The 17,931-nt window shown below is 64.2% G+C and carries 15 protein-coding genes; 2 read left to right on the plus strand and 13 right to left on the minus strand.

Annotation, left to right across the window (positions count from 1 at the left end; translation table 11 throughout):
* Positions 1 to 28 precede the first annotated feature (28 nt).
* The 7 genes from NFU08_RS12815 to NFU08_RS12845 all read right to left on the minus strand — a co-directional run bounded on the left by NFU08_RS12815 (position 29) and on the right by NFU08_RS12845 (position 7,394).
* On the minus strand, positions 29 to 1,060 hold the full coding sequence (locus NFU08_RS12815) for a Gfo/Idh/MocA family oxidoreductase (protein WP_251423826.1): 1,032 nt from the start codon (positions 1,058 to 1,060) through the stop codon (positions 29 to 31).
* A complete protein-coding gene (locus tag NFU08_RS12820) occupies positions 1,057 to 2,106 on the minus strand; it encodes a Gfo/Idh/MocA family protein (protein WP_246255981.1) in 1,050 nt (349 codons plus the stop codon). The genes NFU08_RS12815 and NFU08_RS12820 overlap by 4 nt, the downstream gene beginning before the upstream one ends.
* Positions 2,106 to 3,101: a Gfo/Idh/MocA family oxidoreductase gene (locus tag NFU08_RS12825; RefSeq protein ID WP_174175975.1), complete on the minus strand. Its 996-nt coding sequence runs from the start codon at positions 3,099 to 3,101 to the stop codon at positions 2,106 to 2,108. Before NFU08_RS12825 ends, NFU08_RS12820 begins: the two co-directional genes overlap by 1 nt.
* An 86-nt stretch (positions 3,102 to 3,187) precedes the next feature.
* On the minus strand, positions 3,188 to 4,123 hold the full coding sequence (locus NFU08_RS12830) for an ATP-binding cassette domain-containing protein (RefSeq protein ID WP_174175977.1): 936 nt from the start codon (positions 4,121 to 4,123) through the stop codon (positions 3,188 to 3,190).
* A gap of 11 nt (positions 4,124 to 4,134) precedes the next feature.
* Positions 4,135 to 5,184, minus strand: coding sequence for an ABC transporter permease (locus NFU08_RS12835; RefSeq protein WP_174175979.1), 1,050 nt, complete (start codon positions 5,182 to 5,184; stop codon positions 4,135 to 4,137).
* A gap of 52 nt (positions 5,185 to 5,236) precedes the next feature.
* Entirely contained in the window at positions 5,237 to 6,235 is a 999-nt protein-coding gene (locus NFU08_RS12840) for a substrate-binding domain-containing protein (protein ID WP_174175981.1), read from the minus strand.
* 133 nt (positions 6,236 to 6,368) lie between these two features.
* On the minus strand, positions 6,369 to 7,394 hold the full coding sequence (locus NFU08_RS12845) for a LacI family DNA-binding transcriptional regulator (RefSeq protein WP_174175983.1): 1,026 nt from the start codon (positions 7,392 to 7,394) through the stop codon (positions 6,369 to 6,371).
* 154 nt (positions 7,395 to 7,548) lie between these two features.
* Here NFU08_RS12845 and NFU08_RS12850 point away from each other — a divergent pair, with 154 nt between their 5' ends.
* Together NFU08_RS12850 and NFU08_RS12855 are read left to right on the plus strand one after the other, a co-directional pair.
* Positions 7,549 to 8,727: a Gfo/Idh/MocA family protein gene (locus tag NFU08_RS12850; protein WP_251423829.1), complete on the plus strand. Its 1,179-nt coding sequence runs from the start codon at positions 7,549 to 7,551 to the stop codon at positions 8,725 to 8,727.
* On the plus strand, positions 8,724 to 9,743 hold the full coding sequence (locus NFU08_RS12855; RefSeq protein WP_251423832.1) for a sugar phosphate isomerase/epimerase: 1,020 nt from the start codon (positions 8,724 to 8,726) through the stop codon (positions 9,741 to 9,743). The genes NFU08_RS12850 and NFU08_RS12855 overlap by 4 nt, the downstream gene beginning before the upstream one ends.
* A 229-nt stretch (positions 9,744 to 9,972) precedes the next feature.
* On the opposite strand, the gene NFU08_RS12860 is transcribed toward NFU08_RS12855, so the two are convergent.
* The 6 genes from NFU08_RS12860 to iolD all read right to left on the minus strand — a co-directional run bounded on the left by NFU08_RS12860 (position 9,973) and on the right by iolD (position 17,892).
* Complete coding sequence (locus NFU08_RS12860; protein ID WP_174175989.1) at positions 9,973 to 11,430, minus strand: sugar porter family MFS transporter; 1,458 nt, start codon at positions 11,428 to 11,430, stop codon at positions 9,973 to 9,975.
* An 11-nt stretch (positions 11,431 to 11,441) separates the two neighbouring features.
* The gene (locus tag NFU08_RS12865) at positions 11,442 to 12,314 is read right to left on the minus strand and encodes a sugar phosphate isomerase/epimerase family protein (protein WP_251423835.1); all 873 of its coding nucleotides are present in this window, start codon (positions 12,312 to 12,314) and stop codon (positions 11,442 to 11,444) included.
* Between the two features lie 99 nt (positions 12,315 to 12,413).
* Entirely contained in the window at positions 12,414 to 13,427 is a 1,014-nt protein-coding gene (locus tag NFU08_RS12870) for a Gfo/Idh/MocA family protein (RefSeq protein WP_251423839.1), read from the minus strand.
* Positions 13,428 to 13,473: 46 nt separating this feature from the next.
* Complete coding sequence (locus NFU08_RS12875) at positions 13,474 to 14,385, minus strand: sugar phosphate isomerase/epimerase (RefSeq protein WP_251423842.1); 912 nt, start codon at positions 14,383 to 14,385, stop codon at positions 13,474 to 13,476.
* Between the two features lie 21 nt (positions 14,386 to 14,406).
* Entirely contained in the window at positions 14,407 to 15,918 is a 1,512-nt protein-coding gene (locus NFU08_RS12880) for a CoA-acylating methylmalonate-semialdehyde dehydrogenase (RefSeq protein ID WP_251423845.1), read from the minus strand.
* Positions 15,919 to 15,963: 45 nt separating this feature from the next.
* Positions 15,964 to 17,892: a 3D-(3,5/4)-trihydroxycyclohexane-1,2-dione acylhydrolase (decyclizing) gene (gene iolD / locus NFU08_RS12885; protein ID WP_251423904.1), complete on the minus strand. Its 1,929-nt coding sequence runs from the start codon at positions 17,890 to 17,892 to the stop codon at positions 15,964 to 15,966.
* Between the last annotated feature and the right edge of the window lie 39 nt (positions 17,893 to 17,931).

The raw sequence follows: 17,931 nt of genomic DNA on the forward strand, positions 1-17,931 counted from the left end.
TCCGGCGCTCCTCCGACCCCTCCGCCGTTTAGGCCGGGGCCAGCGCCACCTTCACCGGAAGGCCGGTGGCCAGGGACTCCTGGGCAGCATCGGCCACGCGGGAGGCGGCCACAGCGTCCTCAGGTGTACAAGGGTTGCCCCTCCGGCCGAGGACAAACTCAACGAAGGCGGCCATCTCGGATCGATAGGCCTGGTCGAAGCGCTCCGCAAACGTCCTGTGCGGCCCGCCCGAGGGGAAGCCCACTCCGGGTTCGGCCGATGCCATGGCGGTCTTCTCGTCCAGCCCCACCATAAGCGACCGGCTGGACCCCTGGATTTCCAGCCGCACATCATGGCCAGCCCCGTTGTACCGCGTCGCCGAGACTGTGCCTACCGTCCCGTCGTCGAAAGTGACTAACGCCAGCGCGGTATCCACGTCACCGACGTCGGCGATCGCCGGGTCGCCGTTGTTCGAGCCCTTGGCATAGACCTCGACGATTTCGCGGCCGGTCAGCCAGCGCAAGATGTCGAAGTCGTGGACCGAGCAGTCGCGGAAAAGCCCGCCGGAGGTCGCGAGGAACTCGACAGGCGGCGGTGCCATGTCGCAGGTGACTGCGCGCAGGGAGTGGATCCAGCCCAGCTCGCCGGACCGGTAAGCCCGCCTGGCTTCAAGGTAGCCGGCGTCGAAACGGCGCTGGTGTCCGATCTGGACCATGCCGTTCCTCTCCCGGATGTAGTCAAGCACCGGGAGGGCCTCCGCAACGTTCATGGCTACCGGCTTTTCACAGAAGACCGGGATTCCGGCGTCCACGCCGGCCTTGATCAGGCCGGGATGGGTGCCCGTGCCGGTGGCGATCACCAGCCCGTCCAGGCCCGACGCGAGCAGTGCTTCCACGGACGGCAGGAACTCGGCGCCCACCCTGGCAGCCACGGCCCTGGCGTGTTCTTCGGCGACGTCCGTCAGCCGGAGCCGGACGTTGATGTCCTCAGCCTTGAATGCGCCGTTGAGCATGGAGATGTTGTCCGCGTGCATGGCGCCGATACGGCCCACGCCCACCAATCCAAGAGTTATGTCCTTCACAGTTCTTCCTTTGTTCTGTCGTCACCAGGGAAAGTGATGCCGAGGTGGCGGCGGATTTCGTCTGCTGCTTCCATGGTGCGGACGGAGGCGTCCAGCGGGCGCTCGAGGCTTTCCGTCCGACCGGCAGCGATGCAACGGGCAACTGCGGCCGCTTCGTAGTGCAAACCCTCGAAGTGCCCGCCCGCGGGTTCGTTGTGGCGCAGCTGTGTCCCGTCGGGGAAACGCACGTCAAAACCGCCGGGCATAGTGAAGGGCCCATCGATGGTCAGGGTCGCCTGGGAGCCGACAATCGTGGCAGCCGTTGGTGTGAAATTGTGCAGCTGCGTGTTCATGACAGCCTGGCTCCCGCCCGCGAATCCCATGATGGCCGAGAGTTGGGCGTGGACCCCGGATTCGTGCGGCTGTCCCAGGACATGCATCCGCTCCGGGGCGCCCAGGAGTTCGGTGATGAGCGCCAAGGGGTAGGTTCCGAGGTCCAGCAGCGGACCTCCGGCAAGTGCCGGATCGAAGATCCGGTGGGTGCGGTTGAAGTGCTCGCCGTACTCCGCCACGACGGTGGTTACGGTCCCCAGCGTTCCGGCCTCGAGAATCTGCCGGATGATGTCGAATTTCGGCAGGAAGAACGTCCACATCGCTTCGGTGGCGAAAACGCCAGCGGACCTGGCACGCGCGGCGATGTCCCGCGCCTGCTCCGCGTTGAGTCCGATGGGTTTTTCGACCAGGACATGTTTGCCTGCTTCGAGGGCGAGCAGGGCAGCGCTGTGGTGGAAATTGTGCGGCGTGGTGACATAAACGATGTCGACATCAGGAGCAGATGCCAGTTCCTCGTAGCTTCCGTACGCGGCGGGCACGCCAAACTTTTCGGCAAATTCCTTGGAGCGGGACAACGAGCGGGAACCGACGGCGGCAATCACCTGGCGCGAATGCGCCTGCACCGACTCCGTGAACCGCTCGGCAATCCACCCCGGCCCCATGATGCCCCACCGCAGCGACGGTGCGTCCTTCGAATCGGGGACGCGTGATGCCGGCAGGACGGCGGCAGCCATCAATAGATCACTTTCGTAAAGGATCCGTCACTGTGCAGTGAACGGATCATTGCCTGGCCCACCTGCGATGCCCGCAGGCCGTCCTCCCCCGTGGCGAGCGGCGGGGTGTCTCCGCGTTCCAGGGCAGAGATCCAGGCCTGGAGCTGCAGGCGGTACGCGTCGGCGAAGCGCGGGCGCCAGTCAGCGGGGATGACGGACCGCTGCTGGCCCTCGTGGTGGACCAGCAGCGCGGCGGGTTCCGGGAGGGCAGCTGTACCGCTCTCGGACACCACCTCGCAGCGGGTGGTGTAGCCATACTGTGCGTTCAGGAACAGTTCGAGGGTGGCAAGGGTGCCGTCGGCTGTCCGGAGGAGCATCAAGGCCGGGTCCTGAAGGTCTCCGGTGCTGTGCCGGGAGCTGCGCCCCGCCTGCCATGAAACTTCGGTGATGGGTGTCCCCAGCAGCCAGGGAATGATGTCGAACTCGTGGATGGCCGAATTGGTGATGGCTGATTCCGAGCCGGCACCGGGTCCCGCAGTTGCGGTGCGGCTGGTGCAGTGCACCAGCAGCGGTTCGCCGTTGCTGCGGACCCGCGTGGCTTCGCGGAGTGCTGTGTAGCCGGGATCAAACCGCCTCATGAAGCCCATCGACAGCAGCCTGGCCCCTGTTGCCGCAAGGATGTCCGCCTCAGCCTCCACCACGTCGAGGCTTTCCAAGATGGTGGGGGCCAGGGGCTTCTCGCAGAGCACGGGCGTCATAGCTTCGAAGCATTCCAGCACCAGTCCCGCATGGGTCGAGTCATGGGAAGCGATGACGACGGCGTCCACCTCGCTGGAGTTGATCAGCTCGGAAGGGTCGGTGGTGGTCCGGGCCGACGGCGGTGCAGCTGCCGCTGCCCGTCCGGCGTCGAGGTCTGCCACGAAGGTGACTTCTGCACCGTTGACGGCGGTGGTCAGGTTCCTGATGTGGTCTGCGCCCATGACGCCGGCGCCGATGACGCCCACACGGATCGGCATGTTCTCTTCCTGTCTGCTGTTCGTTGTCTGTGGGCGATGTGGAGCGGGGCCCGTCCGGCATTCCGGGGGCCCCGTTCCGGTCAGTACTAGGCGTGCCGGGGGCCGCTTTCCTTCGGCGTCTCTGCGCCGTGGGTGACGTCGGCGACTTCTGCCTGCACTTCCTTGACCACATCGCTGTGGCCGCCGAGCTGTTCGAGTTCGTGCGCAAGTTCGGCAAGTTCAGCGCCGCCGGCCATCTGGGCGGTGAGCTCGTCCAGGGTGATGTCTTTTTTGTCGTAGTAGCCGATGGACTTGCCACGCTTGAGCAGAAGGAACCGGTCCCCTACCGGGAAGGCATGGTGCGGGTTGTGGGTGATGAAGATGACGCCGAGTCCCCGGTCCCTTGCCTGGAGGATGTAGCGCAAGACGACGCCCGATTGCTTCACGCCGAGCGCCGCCGTCGGCTCGTCCAGGATCAGGACCTTGGCGCCGAAGTACACGGCCCGTGCAATGGCCACGCACTGGCGCTCACCGCCGGAGAGCTGGCCGATGGGCTGTTCCACGTCGCGGAGGTCGATGCCCATGTCCGCGAGTTCCTTCTTGGTAATGTCCTTCATCTTCTCGACGTCCATGCTCTTGAACGGGCCGAAACCGCTGGTCAGTTCCGAGCCGAGGAAGAAGTTACGCCAAATCGGCATCAGGGGCACCACCGCGAGGTCCTGGTACACGGTGGCAATGCCTGCATCCAAGGCATCACGGGGAGAAGAGAACTTCCGCTCCTCGCCCATGATGTTCAACACCCCTGCGTCATGCTGGTGCAGTCCCGCGATGATCTTGATCAAGGTTGACTTGCCTGCACCATTGTCGCCAAGGACGCAGGTGACCCGGCCGTTGTCCACGGCCATGGTGACGTCGCTCAGGGCGATGATATTGCCGTAATGCTTGCCCACGCCCTCAAGGGAGAGCAGGTGGACGGGGGTGTGAGTGAGGGGGTCCCGTTCGTTCTTGAGCAGCGTTTGCTGGTCGATTTTATGTGCGTTCATTTTCCGGCCCCTTACTTCAGTTCCGCGCGGCGCTTGACGATGAGGTTGACGATCGTGGCGAGAAGCAGCATCAGGCCTAGGAAGAACTTGAACCAGTCAGGGTTCCACTGCGCATAGACGATGCCCTTGTTGGCCATGCCGAAGATGAAGGCTCCAATCGCGCCGCCGATCGCAGAACCGTAGCCGCCGGTCAGGAGGCACCCGCCGATCACCGCGGCGATGATGTAGAGGAACTCGTTGCCCACCCCTTCACCGGACTGCACGGTATCGAAGGCGAAGAGGTTGTGCATCCCGAGGACCCAGCCACAGAATCCCACGCCCATAAACAGGCCGATCTTGGTGGCCTTGACCGGCACGCCGACGGCGCGGGCCGCGTTCTCGTCCCCGCCCACGGCAAAGATCCAGTTACCGACGCGGGTCCGCATCAGCACCCAGGTGGCTACGGCGACGAGAGCGATCCAGATGAAGACCGTAATTTTTACTTCGATGCCGGCGATGTTCACCGCGGAGGCGAAGACACCGCGGGCCGTATCGAAGCCATCCATGTTGGAGATTGACGGCGATGAGACGGAGCCACCGATCAAACGAGTGAGGCCCAGGTTCAGGCCGGTCAGCATCAGGAAGGTTGCGAGGGTGACGATAAAGCTTGGCAGCTTGGTCTTCATCAGGATCCAGCCGTTGATGAAGCCGATACCGAGGGACACCAGCAAAGCCAGGAGGACCCCAACCCAGACATTCGTGCTGAAGTACCAGCTGAACATTGACGCGGTCAGCGCCGATGAAATCACGGCAACACCTGTGGAAAGGTCGAACTCACCGCCGATCATCAGCAGCGACACCCCTACGGCCATGATGCCGATTGTGGAACTGCCGTAGAGAATGGTCGCCAGCGCATTGGGCTGCGTGAACGTCGGGGACACCAACGCGAAGAAGACAAAAAGGACGATTGCGCCCACCAGGGCACCGACCTCAGGCCGGCCGAGGAGCTTTTGCAGGGGATTGCGCTTGGCGACGCGCTCATCGGTCGCCGGTGATGCGATCTTGGTCTGGGTGATGGTCATGATGTTTCTCCTTGCTGGCGGGCCGGCACCGGCCGGCCCGCCAAGCGGGCTGTTAGCGGATTCCCTGTTCGGCGAACTTCAGGACTTCGGCTGCATTGGACTGGTCGACGATTGCCGGACCGGTGAGGACGGACTGTCCGCCACCGAGCTTGAAGCCGCCCCGCTTGTTCTGCCACAGCGCATCCACTGCGCCGTAGCCCTGCAGCCAAGGCTGCTGGTCCACGGTGAACAGTACGCTGCCATCAGCAACCTTCTGTGCGAGTTCCTTGTTCAGGTCGAAGCTGGCAACCTTGGCCGAGCTTCCGGCCGTAGACACTGACTTCATGAGCGTCAGCGTGATGGGTGCGCCGAGGCCGATGATGACGTCAGCATCAGCGGAAGCCTGGAGCTTTGCGGTCGCTGTCGACTCAACAGACGTCATGTCTGCACCGTTGACATACAGGATTTCGGTCCCCGGCACTTTGGCCTTCACACCGGCGCACCGGGCCTCGAGCCCTACGTGCCCCTGCGCCTGGATAACGCAAACCGGGTGCTTGTAGCCGCCCTCGGCGAGTTTGGAACCCACTGCTTCGCCCGCGAGCTTCTCATTCGAGCCGAAGTGGGTGAACGCCCCGAGCTGGGCAGAAGCCGCTTCGCCAGCGTTAAAGCTGACGATCGGGATTCCCGCATCAGAGGCCTTCTTGAGGGCACTCTTCAGCGCGTCGGGAGTGGCCAGCGTTACCGCGATTCCGTCCACCTTCTGGTCCACCGCCTGCTCGATCAGCTGCGCCTGCCGGCCGGCCTCAGGATCTGACGTGTAGAGCAGTTCGACATTGTCCTTTGCTGCAGCTTCTTCTGCGCCCTTACGGACGGTATCCCAGAAAGTGTCACCAGCGGGGGCGTGCGCAATCAGCGCTATCTTCATCCGCTCGGTGGTGGCAACCTGGCCGCCACCTCCGCCGGTCCCTGTCTCAGGGGTACGGCCGCCGCCGCTGGAACAGGCGCTCAACGCCAACATCGGCACTACCGCCGCAACCAGAGCCGCCTTACGCCAAGAAATAGTAGCCACCATAATCTCCTTTGATCCCAGGCCCCGGGCTGCCACTCTGCAGCCCCATGAGCTCTGTCTATGTAGATCATGGTGACTTGGCTCACCAATGTCAAGAGTTTGTCCTGACATTAGGATGTTTTAACGAAGCCCTGTGTTACTGGCCCGGATTTGCCGCCGGCGGAGCAGTGGTGCCGCGAATCACCAACACCGGCTCGATAAGTTTCCGGGAACCCGCCGTGGCACCATTCCCCATCCGCTCCAGCAAGGCCGCCGCTGCATCAGCGCCGACAACGTCGCTTCGGTTGTCGACGGAAGTCAGCTCCAAGTACCTGGACTTGGCCAACGTGGAGTTGTCATACCCGACCACGGAAATTTGCGATGGGACAGCCAGCCCCCGTTCCCTGATGGCCCCGAGGGCGCCAAGGGCCATGGTGTCGTTGGCGGCGAAAATAGCCGTAGTCTCCGGGTGGTGGTCCAGCAGCCAGCCTGCCGACGCATAGCCGTCCTCCTCCGACGTCCCTCCGGACTCCCCAACCACGAGTACGTCGATGCCCTCCCCCCGCAGTCGGCCAGTGAAGCCGTCCCTTCGGTGGGCGGCGGCACCTCCGGATCCCGACAGGTGTCCAATCCTGGTATGGCCGAGGCCCAACAGATGGTCGGCAGCCATGGCACCGCCGGCGTCGTCGTCATTGGTTATCAGGTCCGCCCCGGCAGGCACGCCGCTCCGCCAACCGGCTACCACGGTAGGAACACCGGCGCCGGACAGCATGGACTCACTGGGTTCCGCCGCGATGACCAGCCCGTCAATATGCATGGCAAGCAGTCCGTCGACAGCCTCACTGATGCGGTTTTCACCCGGCCTGGAATCGGCCAGCAGCACATGGTAGCCATCCTTCGTCAGCACGGATTCCATGCCGCGCAGCAGATCGACGAACCACAGGTTCCGGTAGTCGTCGATCACGAGGCCTACACTCTTCGTCCGGGTGCTGGCGAGCGCCGTGGCGGCCCGGCTGGGCCGATAGCCAAGCTCAGAGATTGCTGCCTGCACAGCTTCGCGCCGCTTCTCACTCACGCGCACAGGGTTCTGCAGGACCAAAGAAACCAGCGACGGCGAAACACCCGCCTGCTTCGCCACGTCATAGATGGTGGGTCGTCGGGTTTTCGAGCGGTCATGCGTCATCAAAAAATGCCTTTCGTCGCTGCGTCGAGAATATCCTGAGGATTGATTGACAGGACATATAGACATGTATACGCTCAAGGTCAGCGTAAAAATTGTAGCGCTACAAAATGCCGTAGGGCGTTCCCGCCGCGGCTGATTTTCAAAGGAGAAATCAATGGCTGAAAGCCTTGGCGTAGCCGTTATCGGCGCAGGCATGGCCGGAAAGGCGCACGCCGCCGCCTACCGGACGGCGTCCGCCCTGTACAGCCCGGTGCTACCCCCAGTACGACTGGTTTCCATCGGCGACGTCAACGCCGAATTCGGTTCTTTGGCCGCCCGCCGCTTCGGTTATGAGCGTAACGACACCTCGTGGCAGGCAATTGCCGAGGCCGATGACATCGATGTGGTCAGCGTGGTGATCGCCAACTCCCTCCACCGTGAAGTTGTGGAGGGCCTGCTCGCCGCGGGAAAGCACGTGCTGTGCGAAAAGCCCCTGAGCGATTCCACGGAAGACGCCCGCGCGATGGCCGATGCCGCACGCAACTCGTCCAGCATCGCGCGGATCGGCTTCACCTTCCGCCGCACGCCGGGCATCGCCTACATTCGGGACCTCATCCGGACCGGGGTGCTCGGCAACGTCCTGCACTTCAGCGGCCGTTACTGGACCGACTACGGATTCAGCCCCTCCGCTCCCATGAGCTGGCGTTACAAAGGGGGTCCGGGTTCAGGCGCGCTTGCCGACGTCGGATCCCACCTGGCCTACGTCTCCGAATTCCTCTGCGGCGACATCCAGTCCGTCTCTGGGGGGCAGCTCAGCACGGTTATCAACAAACGCCCGTTGCCGCTCGCCGCCGTGATGGGCCACGACCACGCCGCTGTCAGCGACACCTTCGAGGCTGTGGAGAACGACGACTACGCAGCATTCAATGCGGAATTCGCCACCGGCGCGGGAAGCTTCGAAGTCTCGCGCGTTGCCGCCGGCCACGCCAACAGCTTGCAGTTCGAAGTGTTCTGCGAAAACGGCGCCGCCAAGTTCGACCAGCGCCGGCCGGCCGAAATCCAGCTGTTCCTCAATGAGGGCTCCAGCAACGACAACGGCTACCGGCAGGTCATTCTCGGCCCCGGGCACCCCTACATCGCCGGAGGCCTCGCCATGGACGCCCCCGAGGTTGGCTTCGGCCAGAATGACGCGTTCGGCTACCAGGCGCGTGCTTTCCTCGAAGAAGTGGCAGGCCTCAGCGAGGCAGAGTCCCTCCCCCGGTGCGCCACCTTCGACGAGGGTGTCCGCAACATGGAGCTGCTCGGCGCTGTCACCGAGTCCGCCCTGAACGATGGAAAGAAGATCACGCTATGAAACTTGGTGTCTACAACGCCATCCTGCACGACAGGCCCCTTCCCGAGGCACTCAAAGTCATCGCCGATCTCGGCCTGACGGGCATCGAAATTAATACGGGCGGTTTCCTGCCCGCGGTTCATGTCCCCACCATGGACCAGATCCTGGAAAGCGACGCCGCGCGGGACGACTACCTGGCAATCTTCGAAGGCACGGGTGTTTCAATTGCGGGCCTGAACTGCAACGGCAACCCCCTGCACCCTAAGCGCGACATCGGTGAGAAGCATGCCGAAGACATCCGGCGTTCCATCCGACTGGCACACCGCCTGGGGCAGAACCGGGTTGTTACCATGTCCGGCCTGCCCGGGGGCGAACCGGGGGCCAGCACCGTCAACTGGGTGGTCAACGCCTGGAATTCGGCTGCGCTGGACGTGCTGGACTACCAGTGGGGCGTGGCAGCGAAGTTCTGGAAGGAAACGGACCGCCTTGCTGCTGATCACGACGTCAAGGTGGCCCTTGAACTGCACCCCCAGAACATCGTCTTCAACACCGCCGACGTCCGCAAACTCATCGAGCTCACGGGCGCAACGCACGTTGGCGTGGAGCTTGATGCCTCCCATCTGTTCTGGCAGCAAATGGATCCGGTGGCCGTGGTCCGCGAGCTTGGCCCACTTGTGTTCCAGGCCGCGGCAAAGGATGTCCGCGTGAACAGGGAAAACGCCGCGCTGTACGGCGTGCTGGACAACAGTTTCCGCCGGCTTTCGCCGAACGAGAACCGCACCAACCTCGGCGGCGACGAGTGGGCCAACGAGTGGCCCAAGAACTCCGCCTGGGACTTCGTGGCCCTTGGCCGCGGGCACGACACCGCTTTTTGGACTGAGTTCCTCCGCGCTCTGCACGAGGTGGATCCGGAAATGCTGGTCAATATCGAGCATGAGGACGTGTCGTTGGGCAGGATCGAAGGACTGGAAGTTGCCGCCAAAGTGTTGAAGGACGCCGATGCAGCCCTCTCGGCTTCGTTGAACCTGACCGCCTGATAACGCGGGACACCCAAGACAGCAGGAGGGGCGGCGCCCCAGCGCCCCCCCGCCCGCTGTCTTTCGGTCTGCCACAACGGGCGCCGTGACCCGAGGCGAGAGCGCTCTGCGGAACGCTGTCGTTGAGCTCTCGCACCCCCGTCAACCTGGACGGAGAAACGCCCGACGCCGGCCGGCGTCGGGCGTTTCCCGTGGGGCGCCTGCGCGCCGCCTCCGTTGTTCACTGTTCTTAGGCGTGGATACTGGAACGCTCTTTGAACAGGTGCTCAAGCTCCTCCAGGGACTTGTCCTTCGTTTCCGGGACCACGCGCTTGACCCAGACGATAGCGCCGAGCTGCAAGGCCACGAAGATGAGGAAGGTCGCCGACACGCCGATCCACGAGACCATCTGCGGGAAGAAGAAGCCAATGAGGAAGTTGACCATCCACAGGACAAACACACAGATACCCATAGCGACACCACGGACGTGCATCGGGAAAATCTCGGACATCGTCAGCCAGGTCACGGTGCCGATGCAGCCCTGCATGGACGCCAGGAACGTCACCATGAACAACAGAACCAGGTAGCCGCGCAGGGTGCTTTCCGGCAGGGCCAGGGAGATGACCGCGATGGCCAGCAGGGATGAGGACGTGCCGCAAAGGCCCACAATAAGCATTGGTTTACGGGGAACACGCGACATCAGGTACATCCCGACGACCACTGCAACGACGGACGTGATGCCATTGAGCACGTTGGCGATCAGGGCTCCCCGGTCGCCAAATCCTGACGAGGACAGGATGGACGTCCCGTAGTACATGATGGCGTTGACACCGCTGATCTGGTTGATGACTGCCATGCCAAGGCCCACGACGAAGATCCTGCGGATCCAAGGAACGGTAAGGTCCTTCACCGTTCCGAGTTTGGACTGGTAGTCCTCGCGGGCCGCCTGCCGCACCTCGTCGAACTCCGTGGAGACGTCCCCGGCAGCCCGGGTGGAGCGCAGCACTTCCAGGACGGCACCGAACCGGCCGGCAGACGCCAGCCAGCGCGGGCTTTCCGGCAGGACCAGCATCCCGAACCACAGCACCACAGCCGGCAACGTGGCGATCACGAGCATCCAGCGCCAGATGTTCGCTTCTTCCGGGAAGGCGTTGCCCAGCACCGCGTTGAACGTGAACGCCAGGAACTGACCGGTGACGATCATCAATTCGTTCTGCGTGACGATGCGGCCACGCTGTGCCGCCGGCGACATTTCCGCGAGGTACACGGGGACGATGACTGAGGCGCCGCCCACGGCCAGGCCCAGCAGGGTCCTGGCTGCTATCAGCAGCTCAGTGCTTGGCGAAAGGGTGCAGAAGATGGTGGCGGCAACGAAGATCAGTGCCAGCCCCATGATGGTTTTGCGCCTGCCGAACCGGTCGGACAGGCGGCCGGCGCTGATGGCGCCAAATGCGGCACCGAATAGCAGCGTTGAGGTGACCAGCCCCTCTGTCAGCGGTGTCAGGCCAAGGTCCCGCTGCATGAACGGCAGTGCCCCGTTGATGACCCCGGTATCGTAGCCAAACAGCAGGCCGCCGAACGTGGAGAACAGGGCCACCTTCCGCATGAACTTCTTCGGATCGGAGGGCCGGGACGGTGCGGGGGCCTTACCGGCGTCCGGCGTTCCCGCCGCATCGGCCGCTGCCAGGGTTGCTTTGCTGAGTTCCATCGGCGCCTCCCCTACTTGGTTGTGGCGATGTAGTTCTGCATGGTCTCCAGTTGGTACCGGGAGACGTCCTCGGCCTTCTCATCCTCGGCAAACACGCTGGAGACCATCACTGTGTTGTCCTTGTCCAGGAAGCCGATTTCCTTGAGGCCGCCGAAGAACTCGTCCCAGTTCACGTCGCCGTCGCCGATCTTCAGGTGCTGGTGCACGCGCACGGCATTGCCCGGCGGATTCGTGATGTAGCGCAGGCCGTGGGAGGCATGGTGGTCCATCGAGTCGGACACATGGACCAGGCGGAGCTTGTCCCCTGCTGTCCGCATGATTTCCAGCGCCTTGTTGCCCATGTGGAAGCTGTGCGAGGCGACGTAGACCATGCCGATGTTGGGAGAGTTGACGCCACGGATGACCCGGATGGCGGCCAGGCCGTCTTCAACGAAGTCGTCCGGGTGCGGATCAATCAGGACATCGAGTCCTTCGCGTTCAATGATCGGCAGCAGTTCCTCCATGGAGCGGTAGAACGCCCGCTCGGACTCTTCAGCCTTCTCGGGGCGGCCGCTGAACTCGGTGTTCATTGTGCCGACGCCAAGATCCACCGTGATCTGGATGGCGCGCTTCCAGTAGCGGACAGCTGCTTCGCGGGCATCCTCGTCCGGGCCGGACCAGCGCAACACGGGAAGGACGGAAGCGATTTCCACGCCGGCATCCTTGCACGCCTTGTTCATTTTGGTGACGAGTTCGTCATCCGCCTTTGGATGGTTGTAGAAGGGGATCATGTCTGCATGCGGCGTCAGCTGCAGGTACTTGTAACCCAGATCTGCAGCCACGCGGGGAAACTCCAGCAGACCGTGGCTGTGGTGGAACGGGGTGGGGTCAAGCGCGATTTTCACGAGGAACACTCCATTGTGGATCAGTCAGGAGGAGTTTTTGTCCGGATACGCAGGGTTGGAAGGCCCGGAAGTCGGCATATCTGGACAAAACTCCGCGGGTCAGCGGTAAAGGTCCGGCTTGGCGGCGAGCTTCACGGCCACCTTCTCGCCGCTCTTCTGGGCTTCGACGCCGGCCTCGCAGCAGGCCGCGGTGGCGTAGCCGTCCCACGCGGTGGGACCGCCGATTTCGCCCTTGAGTGCAGCGTCCACCCAGGACTGGATTTCGACGTCGTACGCCGCGCCGAAGCGCTCTTCGAACCCGGGGGTGACGTTGCCGCCCCAGCGGCCGGCGCTGCGGGTGTAAGGGCCCTTGTCGCCGCCGATGTTGACGATGCCCTCTTCGAAGGAGGCCTGGGTGGCCACTTCGTAGCCGAACTTGGCGTTGACATAGATTTCGACGTCGGCCAGGACGCCTGATTCCGTCTCCAACAGGACGTGCTGGGGATCGTGCTGGCCGGCCGGGGCGTTCTTGGTGGCCTTCCCCATGCGGACCTGGACGCTGGTGATTTCCTCTCCGGTGAAGAACCGGATGGCATCGAACTCGTGGACCACGGAATCGTTGATCAGCATCTCGTTGGTGAAGCCCGGCGGCGTGGTGGGGTTGCGGTGCTGGTGGTGCAGCATCAGCAGTTCGCCCAGCTCGTGGTTGCCGATGATCTGGCCCAGGGCAGCGTATTCGGCGTCGAAGCGGCGCATGAAGCCCACCTGGATGCGCTTGTGCCCCAGCGCAACCTCAGCCTCCACGATCTTCCAGGAGGACTCGGCATCGGGGGTCAGCGGCTTCTCGCACAGGATCGGGATGTCCTTGGCGATGGCCTTCAGCAGGATGTCCTCGTGCAGGAAGCCCGGCGTGGCGATGAGTACTGCGTTGACGTCGCCGTTGTTGAGGGCTTCCTCGGCGTCGGCAAGGGCCACGGTGCCCGGAATGCCTTCAACTGCCGCCTGTGCGCGGGCCAGGTCAACGTCCACGACGGCGGCAACCTCGGCTCCGTGGATTCGGGTGTTAAGGCGCTGGATGTGGTCGGCGCCCATGCGCCCGGCGCCGATGACGGCGACGCGGAGTGCTTCAGTCATTGTTTTCGTTCCTCCAGGGGTCTTAGCGGATGCTGCAGTGTGGTTGTCAGTTGACAGTGGTTCGGGAACCACAGGACAGCAGGTAGTTGCGGGTGCGCTTGGCAATGGGCATGGGCACATCGAAGGCTACCGGGTACATGTCCTGCTCCACGATGCCGAAGATGGGCCGGTTGAGGGCCTCCACCGCTTCGATGACGGCGCGCAGGTCGGGAAGCCCGTTCGGCGGCTCGGTCATGACGCCGGCCAGGTTGGCGGCGGCCCAGGTCATGTTTTCCTCGTTGACCCTTTTGAGGATCTCCGGGTTGATCTGCTTCAAATGCAGGTAGCCGATCCTGTCCGGGTAGTTCTTGATCAGCTCGAGGCTGGAGGCACCGCAGTATTCGGCGTGGCCCGTGTCCAGGCACAGGTTCAGGTACTTCGGGTCCGTGGCGGCCAGGAGGGTTTCGATGTCTTCCTGCTCCCCGACGTGGGAGTCAGCGTGGGAATGGAACTGCTGCTTGAGCCCGAAATCCTCCAGCAGGGTCTTCCCCAGTCGGTTGTGGCCGGCGAAAAGGTCGTTCCACGCCTTGTCGGTCAGGGTGCCGCTCTCCACCGCCTCGCCGGTAACGTCATCACGCCACATGGCCGGGATGACCACGATGTGCTCGCCGCCCATAGCGGCCGTCAGTTCGGCGACTTTGCGCGCCGGTTCCCAGGCGGATTCCCACTGGTCCAGTCCGCGGTGGAAGGCGGTGAACACCGTGCCTGCCGTAACCTGGAGGTCGCGCTGCTTCAGTTCTTCCGCCAGCCGCGTGGGATCGGTGGGCAGGTAGCCGTAGGGGCCCAGTTCAATCCACTTGTAACCGGACTCGGCAACCTCATCGAGGAACCGTTCCCAGGGCGTCTGCTTGGGGTCATCCGCGAACCAGACTCCCCAGGAGTCCGGCGCCGTGCCGATGATCAGCTTGTTCTCAGTCATGACAGCGTTGTCTTTCTCTGACTAGTTGGAGGGGAAGTTGTAGGAGGCGCCGGAGGCGTGGGTGGGTTCGGGCCAGCGGGAGGTGATGACTTTGCCGCGGGTGTAGAAGGAGACGCCTTCGGGGCCGTAGATGTGCTTGTCGCCGAAGAGCGATGCCTTCCAGCCGCCGAAGGAGTGGTAGGCCACCGGGACGGGCAGGGGCACGTTGATCCCGATCATGCCGACCGTGACGGAGCGCTGGAATTTCCGGGCGTGGGCGCCGGAGGAGGTGAAGATCGCAGTTCCGTTGCCGTACGGGTTGGCGTTGATCAGCCTGATGCCGTCCTCGAGGGTGTCGACGCGGACCACCACAAGCACGGGGCCGAAGATTTCCTCGGTGTAGGCGGTCATTTCGGTCTTGACGTGGTCGATCACGGTGGGGCCCACCCAGAAGCCGTCTTCGTGGCCGGGGACCATGAGGTCGCGGCCGTCGACCACCATGGCGGCGCCGGCTGCTTCGGCTTCGGTGACGATCCGTACGATGCGTTCCTTGGAGGCCGGGGTGATGACCGGGCCCATTTCGGCGTCGGGGGCGGTGCCGTTGTTGACCTTGACGGCCAGGGCGCGTTCTTCGACTTTCTTGACGATCAGGTCCGCGGCGTCCCCGACGGCGACGGCGACGGAGATGGCCATGCAGCGTTCCCCGGCGGAGCCGAAGGCGGCGGCCGCGAGGTGGTCGGCGGCGTTGTCCAGGTCGGCGTCGGGCATCACGATGGCGTGGTTCTTCGCCCCGCCCAGGGCCTGGACGCGCTTGCCGTGCTTGGTGGCGGTCTCGTGCACGTACTGGGCGATCGGGGTGGAGCCGACGAAGGAGATGCCGTCCACGTCCGGGTGGGTCAGGAGACCGTCCACGGTTTCCTTGTCGCCGTGCAGGACCTGGAACACGCCGTCGGGCAGGCCGGCCTGCTTCCAGAGTTTGGCCAGGAGCATGGAGGCGGAGGGGTCGCGTTCGGAGGGCTTGAGGATGAAGGCGTTGCCGGTGGCGATGGCCATCGGTGCCATCCAGAGCGGGACCATCACCGGGAAGTTGAACGGGGTGATGCCGGCGACCACACCGAGGGGCTCGCGGAAGTTGAAGACGTCGATCCCCGTGGAGACCTGGTCCGAGTAGTCGCCCTTGAGCAGGGTGGGGATGCCGCAGGCGTACTCGATGACTTCCAGGCCGCGGCCGATTTCACCCTTGGCATCTGAGAGGACCTTGCCGTGTTCGGCGGTGACCAGCTGGGCGAGTTCCTCGACGTGGGAGGCGACGAGTTCGCGGAATTTGAACAGCACGGCGGTGCGCTTGGCCAGGGAGATGTCGCCCCAGGTGTCGGCGGCTTTGCGGGCAGCGGCGACGGTGGCGTCCAGGTCTGCCCGGTTGGCCAGCCGCAGCTGTGCGGACACGGCGCCGGTGGCCGGGTTGTAGACGTTCGTGGTGCGGTCACCCTCGCCGGCGCTTTCGGCGCCGTTGATGAAGTGGTTGATGGTGGAGGTCTCGGTTGTAACAGTCATGGGGCTCTTCCTTGAGTTGAAAGCGTTCGGGTGTCGACGAGGGAATCAGCCGAGCAGCTTGCGCTGGCGGGCTTTGTGGCTGGTGTAGGCCTGGTAGGCCTGCTGGGTGGAGTCGAGCTCGGAAACCTGGGAGACGGGAACGTCCCACCAGGATTCGGAGGACGGCGCGTCCAGCAGCGGGTCTGATTCGACGTGGATCAGGATGGGGCCGCCGCGTTCGGGCGCTGCCTTGGCGTCGCGGATGGCCTGCTCGAGTTCGGCGATGACCTTCTCGCCCGGTTCCACCCGGATGACCTTCACGCCCAGGGATTCCGCGTTCAGTGCCAGGTCCACGGGCAGGGTGTCGCCTTCGTCGAAGCTGTGCTGTTCCTCGTTCAGCGCGCGGTACTGGGTGCCGAACCGCTGCGAGCCCAGGGTTTCGGAGAGGGATCCGATGGAGGCGTAGCCGTGGTTCTGGATCAGGACCACGATCAGCTTGATCCGTTCGGCGACGGCGGTGACCAGTTCGGTGTGCATCATCAGGTAGGAGCCGTCCCCCACCATGACGACGACGTCGCGCTGGGTTCCGCCGTTGGCGGCTTCAGCCAGCGCCGCGCGCTTGACTCCGAGGCCGCCCGGAATCTCGTAGCCCATGCAGGAGTATGCGTATTCCACGTGGTAGCCGAACGGGTCACGGACCCGCCACATCTTGTGCAGGTCTCCGGGGAGCGAACCCGCCGCGCAAATAACGACGTCGGCCGGGTCCATGGCGCGGGACGTGGCACCGATGATCTCGTTCTGGGCAGGCAACGGCGTGGAGCGGGTGTCGAAGGCTTCGTCCACGGTGGCGTCCCAGCGCTTCTTCTCCGCCGCGATCTTCTGCTCGAGGTCCGCTCCGACGCGGTAGCCGCCCAGTGCCTGGTTCAGTTTGACCAGGGCCTTGCGGGCGTCCGCCACGATCGGCAGCGCGGTGCCGTGCTTGTAGGCATCGATCGCAGCGACGTTGATGTTGATGAACTTCACGTCCGGGTTCTGGAACGCGGTCCGGGAGGCGGTGGTGAAGTCCTCGTAGCGCGTGCCGACGCCAATGATCAGGTCCGCTTCGGCGGCGATGGCGTTGGCCGCCGTCGTGCCCGTGGAGCCAATGGCGCCAAGGGAGTACTTGTGGTCCCACGGCAGGACGCCGACGCCCGCCTGGGTGTTGCCCGCCGGGATTCCGGTCAGCTCCACGAACTTCGCGAGTTCCTCGTTGGCGTAGGCGTAGAGGACGCCGCCGCCGGCGATGATCAGCGGCCGCTTCGCAGAGCGGATGGCCGCGGCAGCGCGGGCGATGTCGTCGTCGTCCGCGTCCGGGCGGCGGATCCGCCACTCCCGCTCGGCCAGGAACTCCTCGGGCACATCAAACGCCTCGGCCTGGACGTCCTGGGGCAGGGAGATGGTCACGGCGCCGGTCTCCGCCGGATCCGTCAGGACACGGAGGCCGTGGTGGAACGCGGAGAACAGCTGCTCCGGGCGGGAAACACGGTCGAAGAACCTGGACAGTGGCCGGAAGGCGTCATTAACGGTGATGTCGTAGGCGTAGGGCTGTTCGAGCTGCTGCAGCACCGGGTCCGCGGCGCGGGTGGCAAAGGTGTCGCTGGGCAGCAGCAGCACCGGCAGCCGGTTCGTCGTGGCCAGAGCGGCGCCGGTCAGCAGGTTGGAGGACCCCGGGCCGATCGAGGTGCTGATGGCGAAGGTCTGGCGGCGGCGGGTATGCCTGGCATACCCCACGGCCTGGTGCGCCTGGGCCTGCTCGTTCCGGCCCTGGTAGTACGGCATGATGGCCGGGTCCAGTTGCTGGTACTGCTTCAGGGCCTGGCCCACGCCGGCCACGTTCCCGTGCCCGAAGATGCCGAATGTTCCCGGAATCAGCCGCTCACGGTACTCAACCCCGCCAATGGAGTCCACCGTGTACTGCTTTGAAAGGTATTCCACCACGGCCTGGGCGACCGTCATTCTGCGGGTGGCAGTTCCTGATGTTGTTCCCATGGGGAG

The sequence above is a fragment of the Pseudarthrobacter sp. NCCP-2145 genome, assembly GCF_023708005.1.
Classification (GTDB): Bacteria; Actinomycetota; Actinomycetes; order Actinomycetales; family Micrococcaceae; genus Arthrobacter; species Arthrobacter oxydans.

Bases quoted from the DNA above. Each gene is read 5' to 3' on its own strand.
- NFU08_RS12820 (WP_246255981.1), bottom strand. From the start codon at position 2,106: ATGGCTGCCGCCGTCCTGCCGGCATCACGCGTCCCCGATTCGAAGGAC.
- NFU08_RS12825 (WP_174175975.1), bottom strand. From the start codon at position 3,101: ATGCCGATCCGTGTGGGCGTCATCGGCGCCGGCGTCATGGGCGCAGAC.
- NFU08_RS12830 (WP_174175977.1), bottom strand. From the start codon at position 4,123: ATGAACGCACATAAAATCGACCAGCAAACGCTGCTCAAGAACGAACGG.
- NFU08_RS12835 (WP_174175979.1), bottom strand. From the start codon at position 5,184: ATGACCATCACCCAGACCAAGATCGCATCACCGGCGACCGATGAGCGC.
- NFU08_RS12840 (WP_174175981.1), bottom strand. From the start codon at position 6,235: ATGGTGGCTACTATTTCTTGGCGTAAGGCGGCTCTGGTTGCGGCGGTA.
- NFU08_RS12845 (WP_174175983.1), bottom strand. From the start codon at position 7,394: ATGACGCATGACCGCTCGAAAACCCGACGACCCACCATCTATGACGTG.
- NFU08_RS12850 (WP_251423829.1), top strand. From the start codon at position 7,549: ATGGCTGAAAGCCTTGGCGTAGCCGTTATCGGCGCAGGCATGGCCGGA.
- NFU08_RS12855 (WP_251423832.1), top strand. From the start codon at position 8,724: ATGAAACTTGGTGTCTACAACGCCATCCTGCACGACAGGCCCCTTCCC.
- NFU08_RS12860 (WP_174175989.1), bottom strand. From the start codon at position 11,430: ATGGAACTCAGCAAAGCAACCCTGGCAGCGGCCGATGCGGCGGGAACG.
- NFU08_RS12870 (WP_251423839.1), bottom strand. From the start codon at position 13,427: ATGACTGAAGCACTCCGCGTCGCCGTCATCGGCGCCGGGCGCATGGGC.
- NFU08_RS12875 (WP_251423842.1), bottom strand. From the start codon at position 14,385: ATGACTGAGAACAAGCTGATCATCGGCACGGCGCCGGACTCCTGGGGA.
- NFU08_RS12880 (WP_251423845.1), bottom strand. From the start codon at position 15,918: ATGACTGTTACAACCGAGACCTCCACCATCAACCACTTCATCAACGGC.
- iolD (WP_251423904.1), bottom strand. From the start codon at position 17,892: ATGACGGTCGCCCAGGCCGTGGTGGAATACCTTTCAAAGCAGTACACG.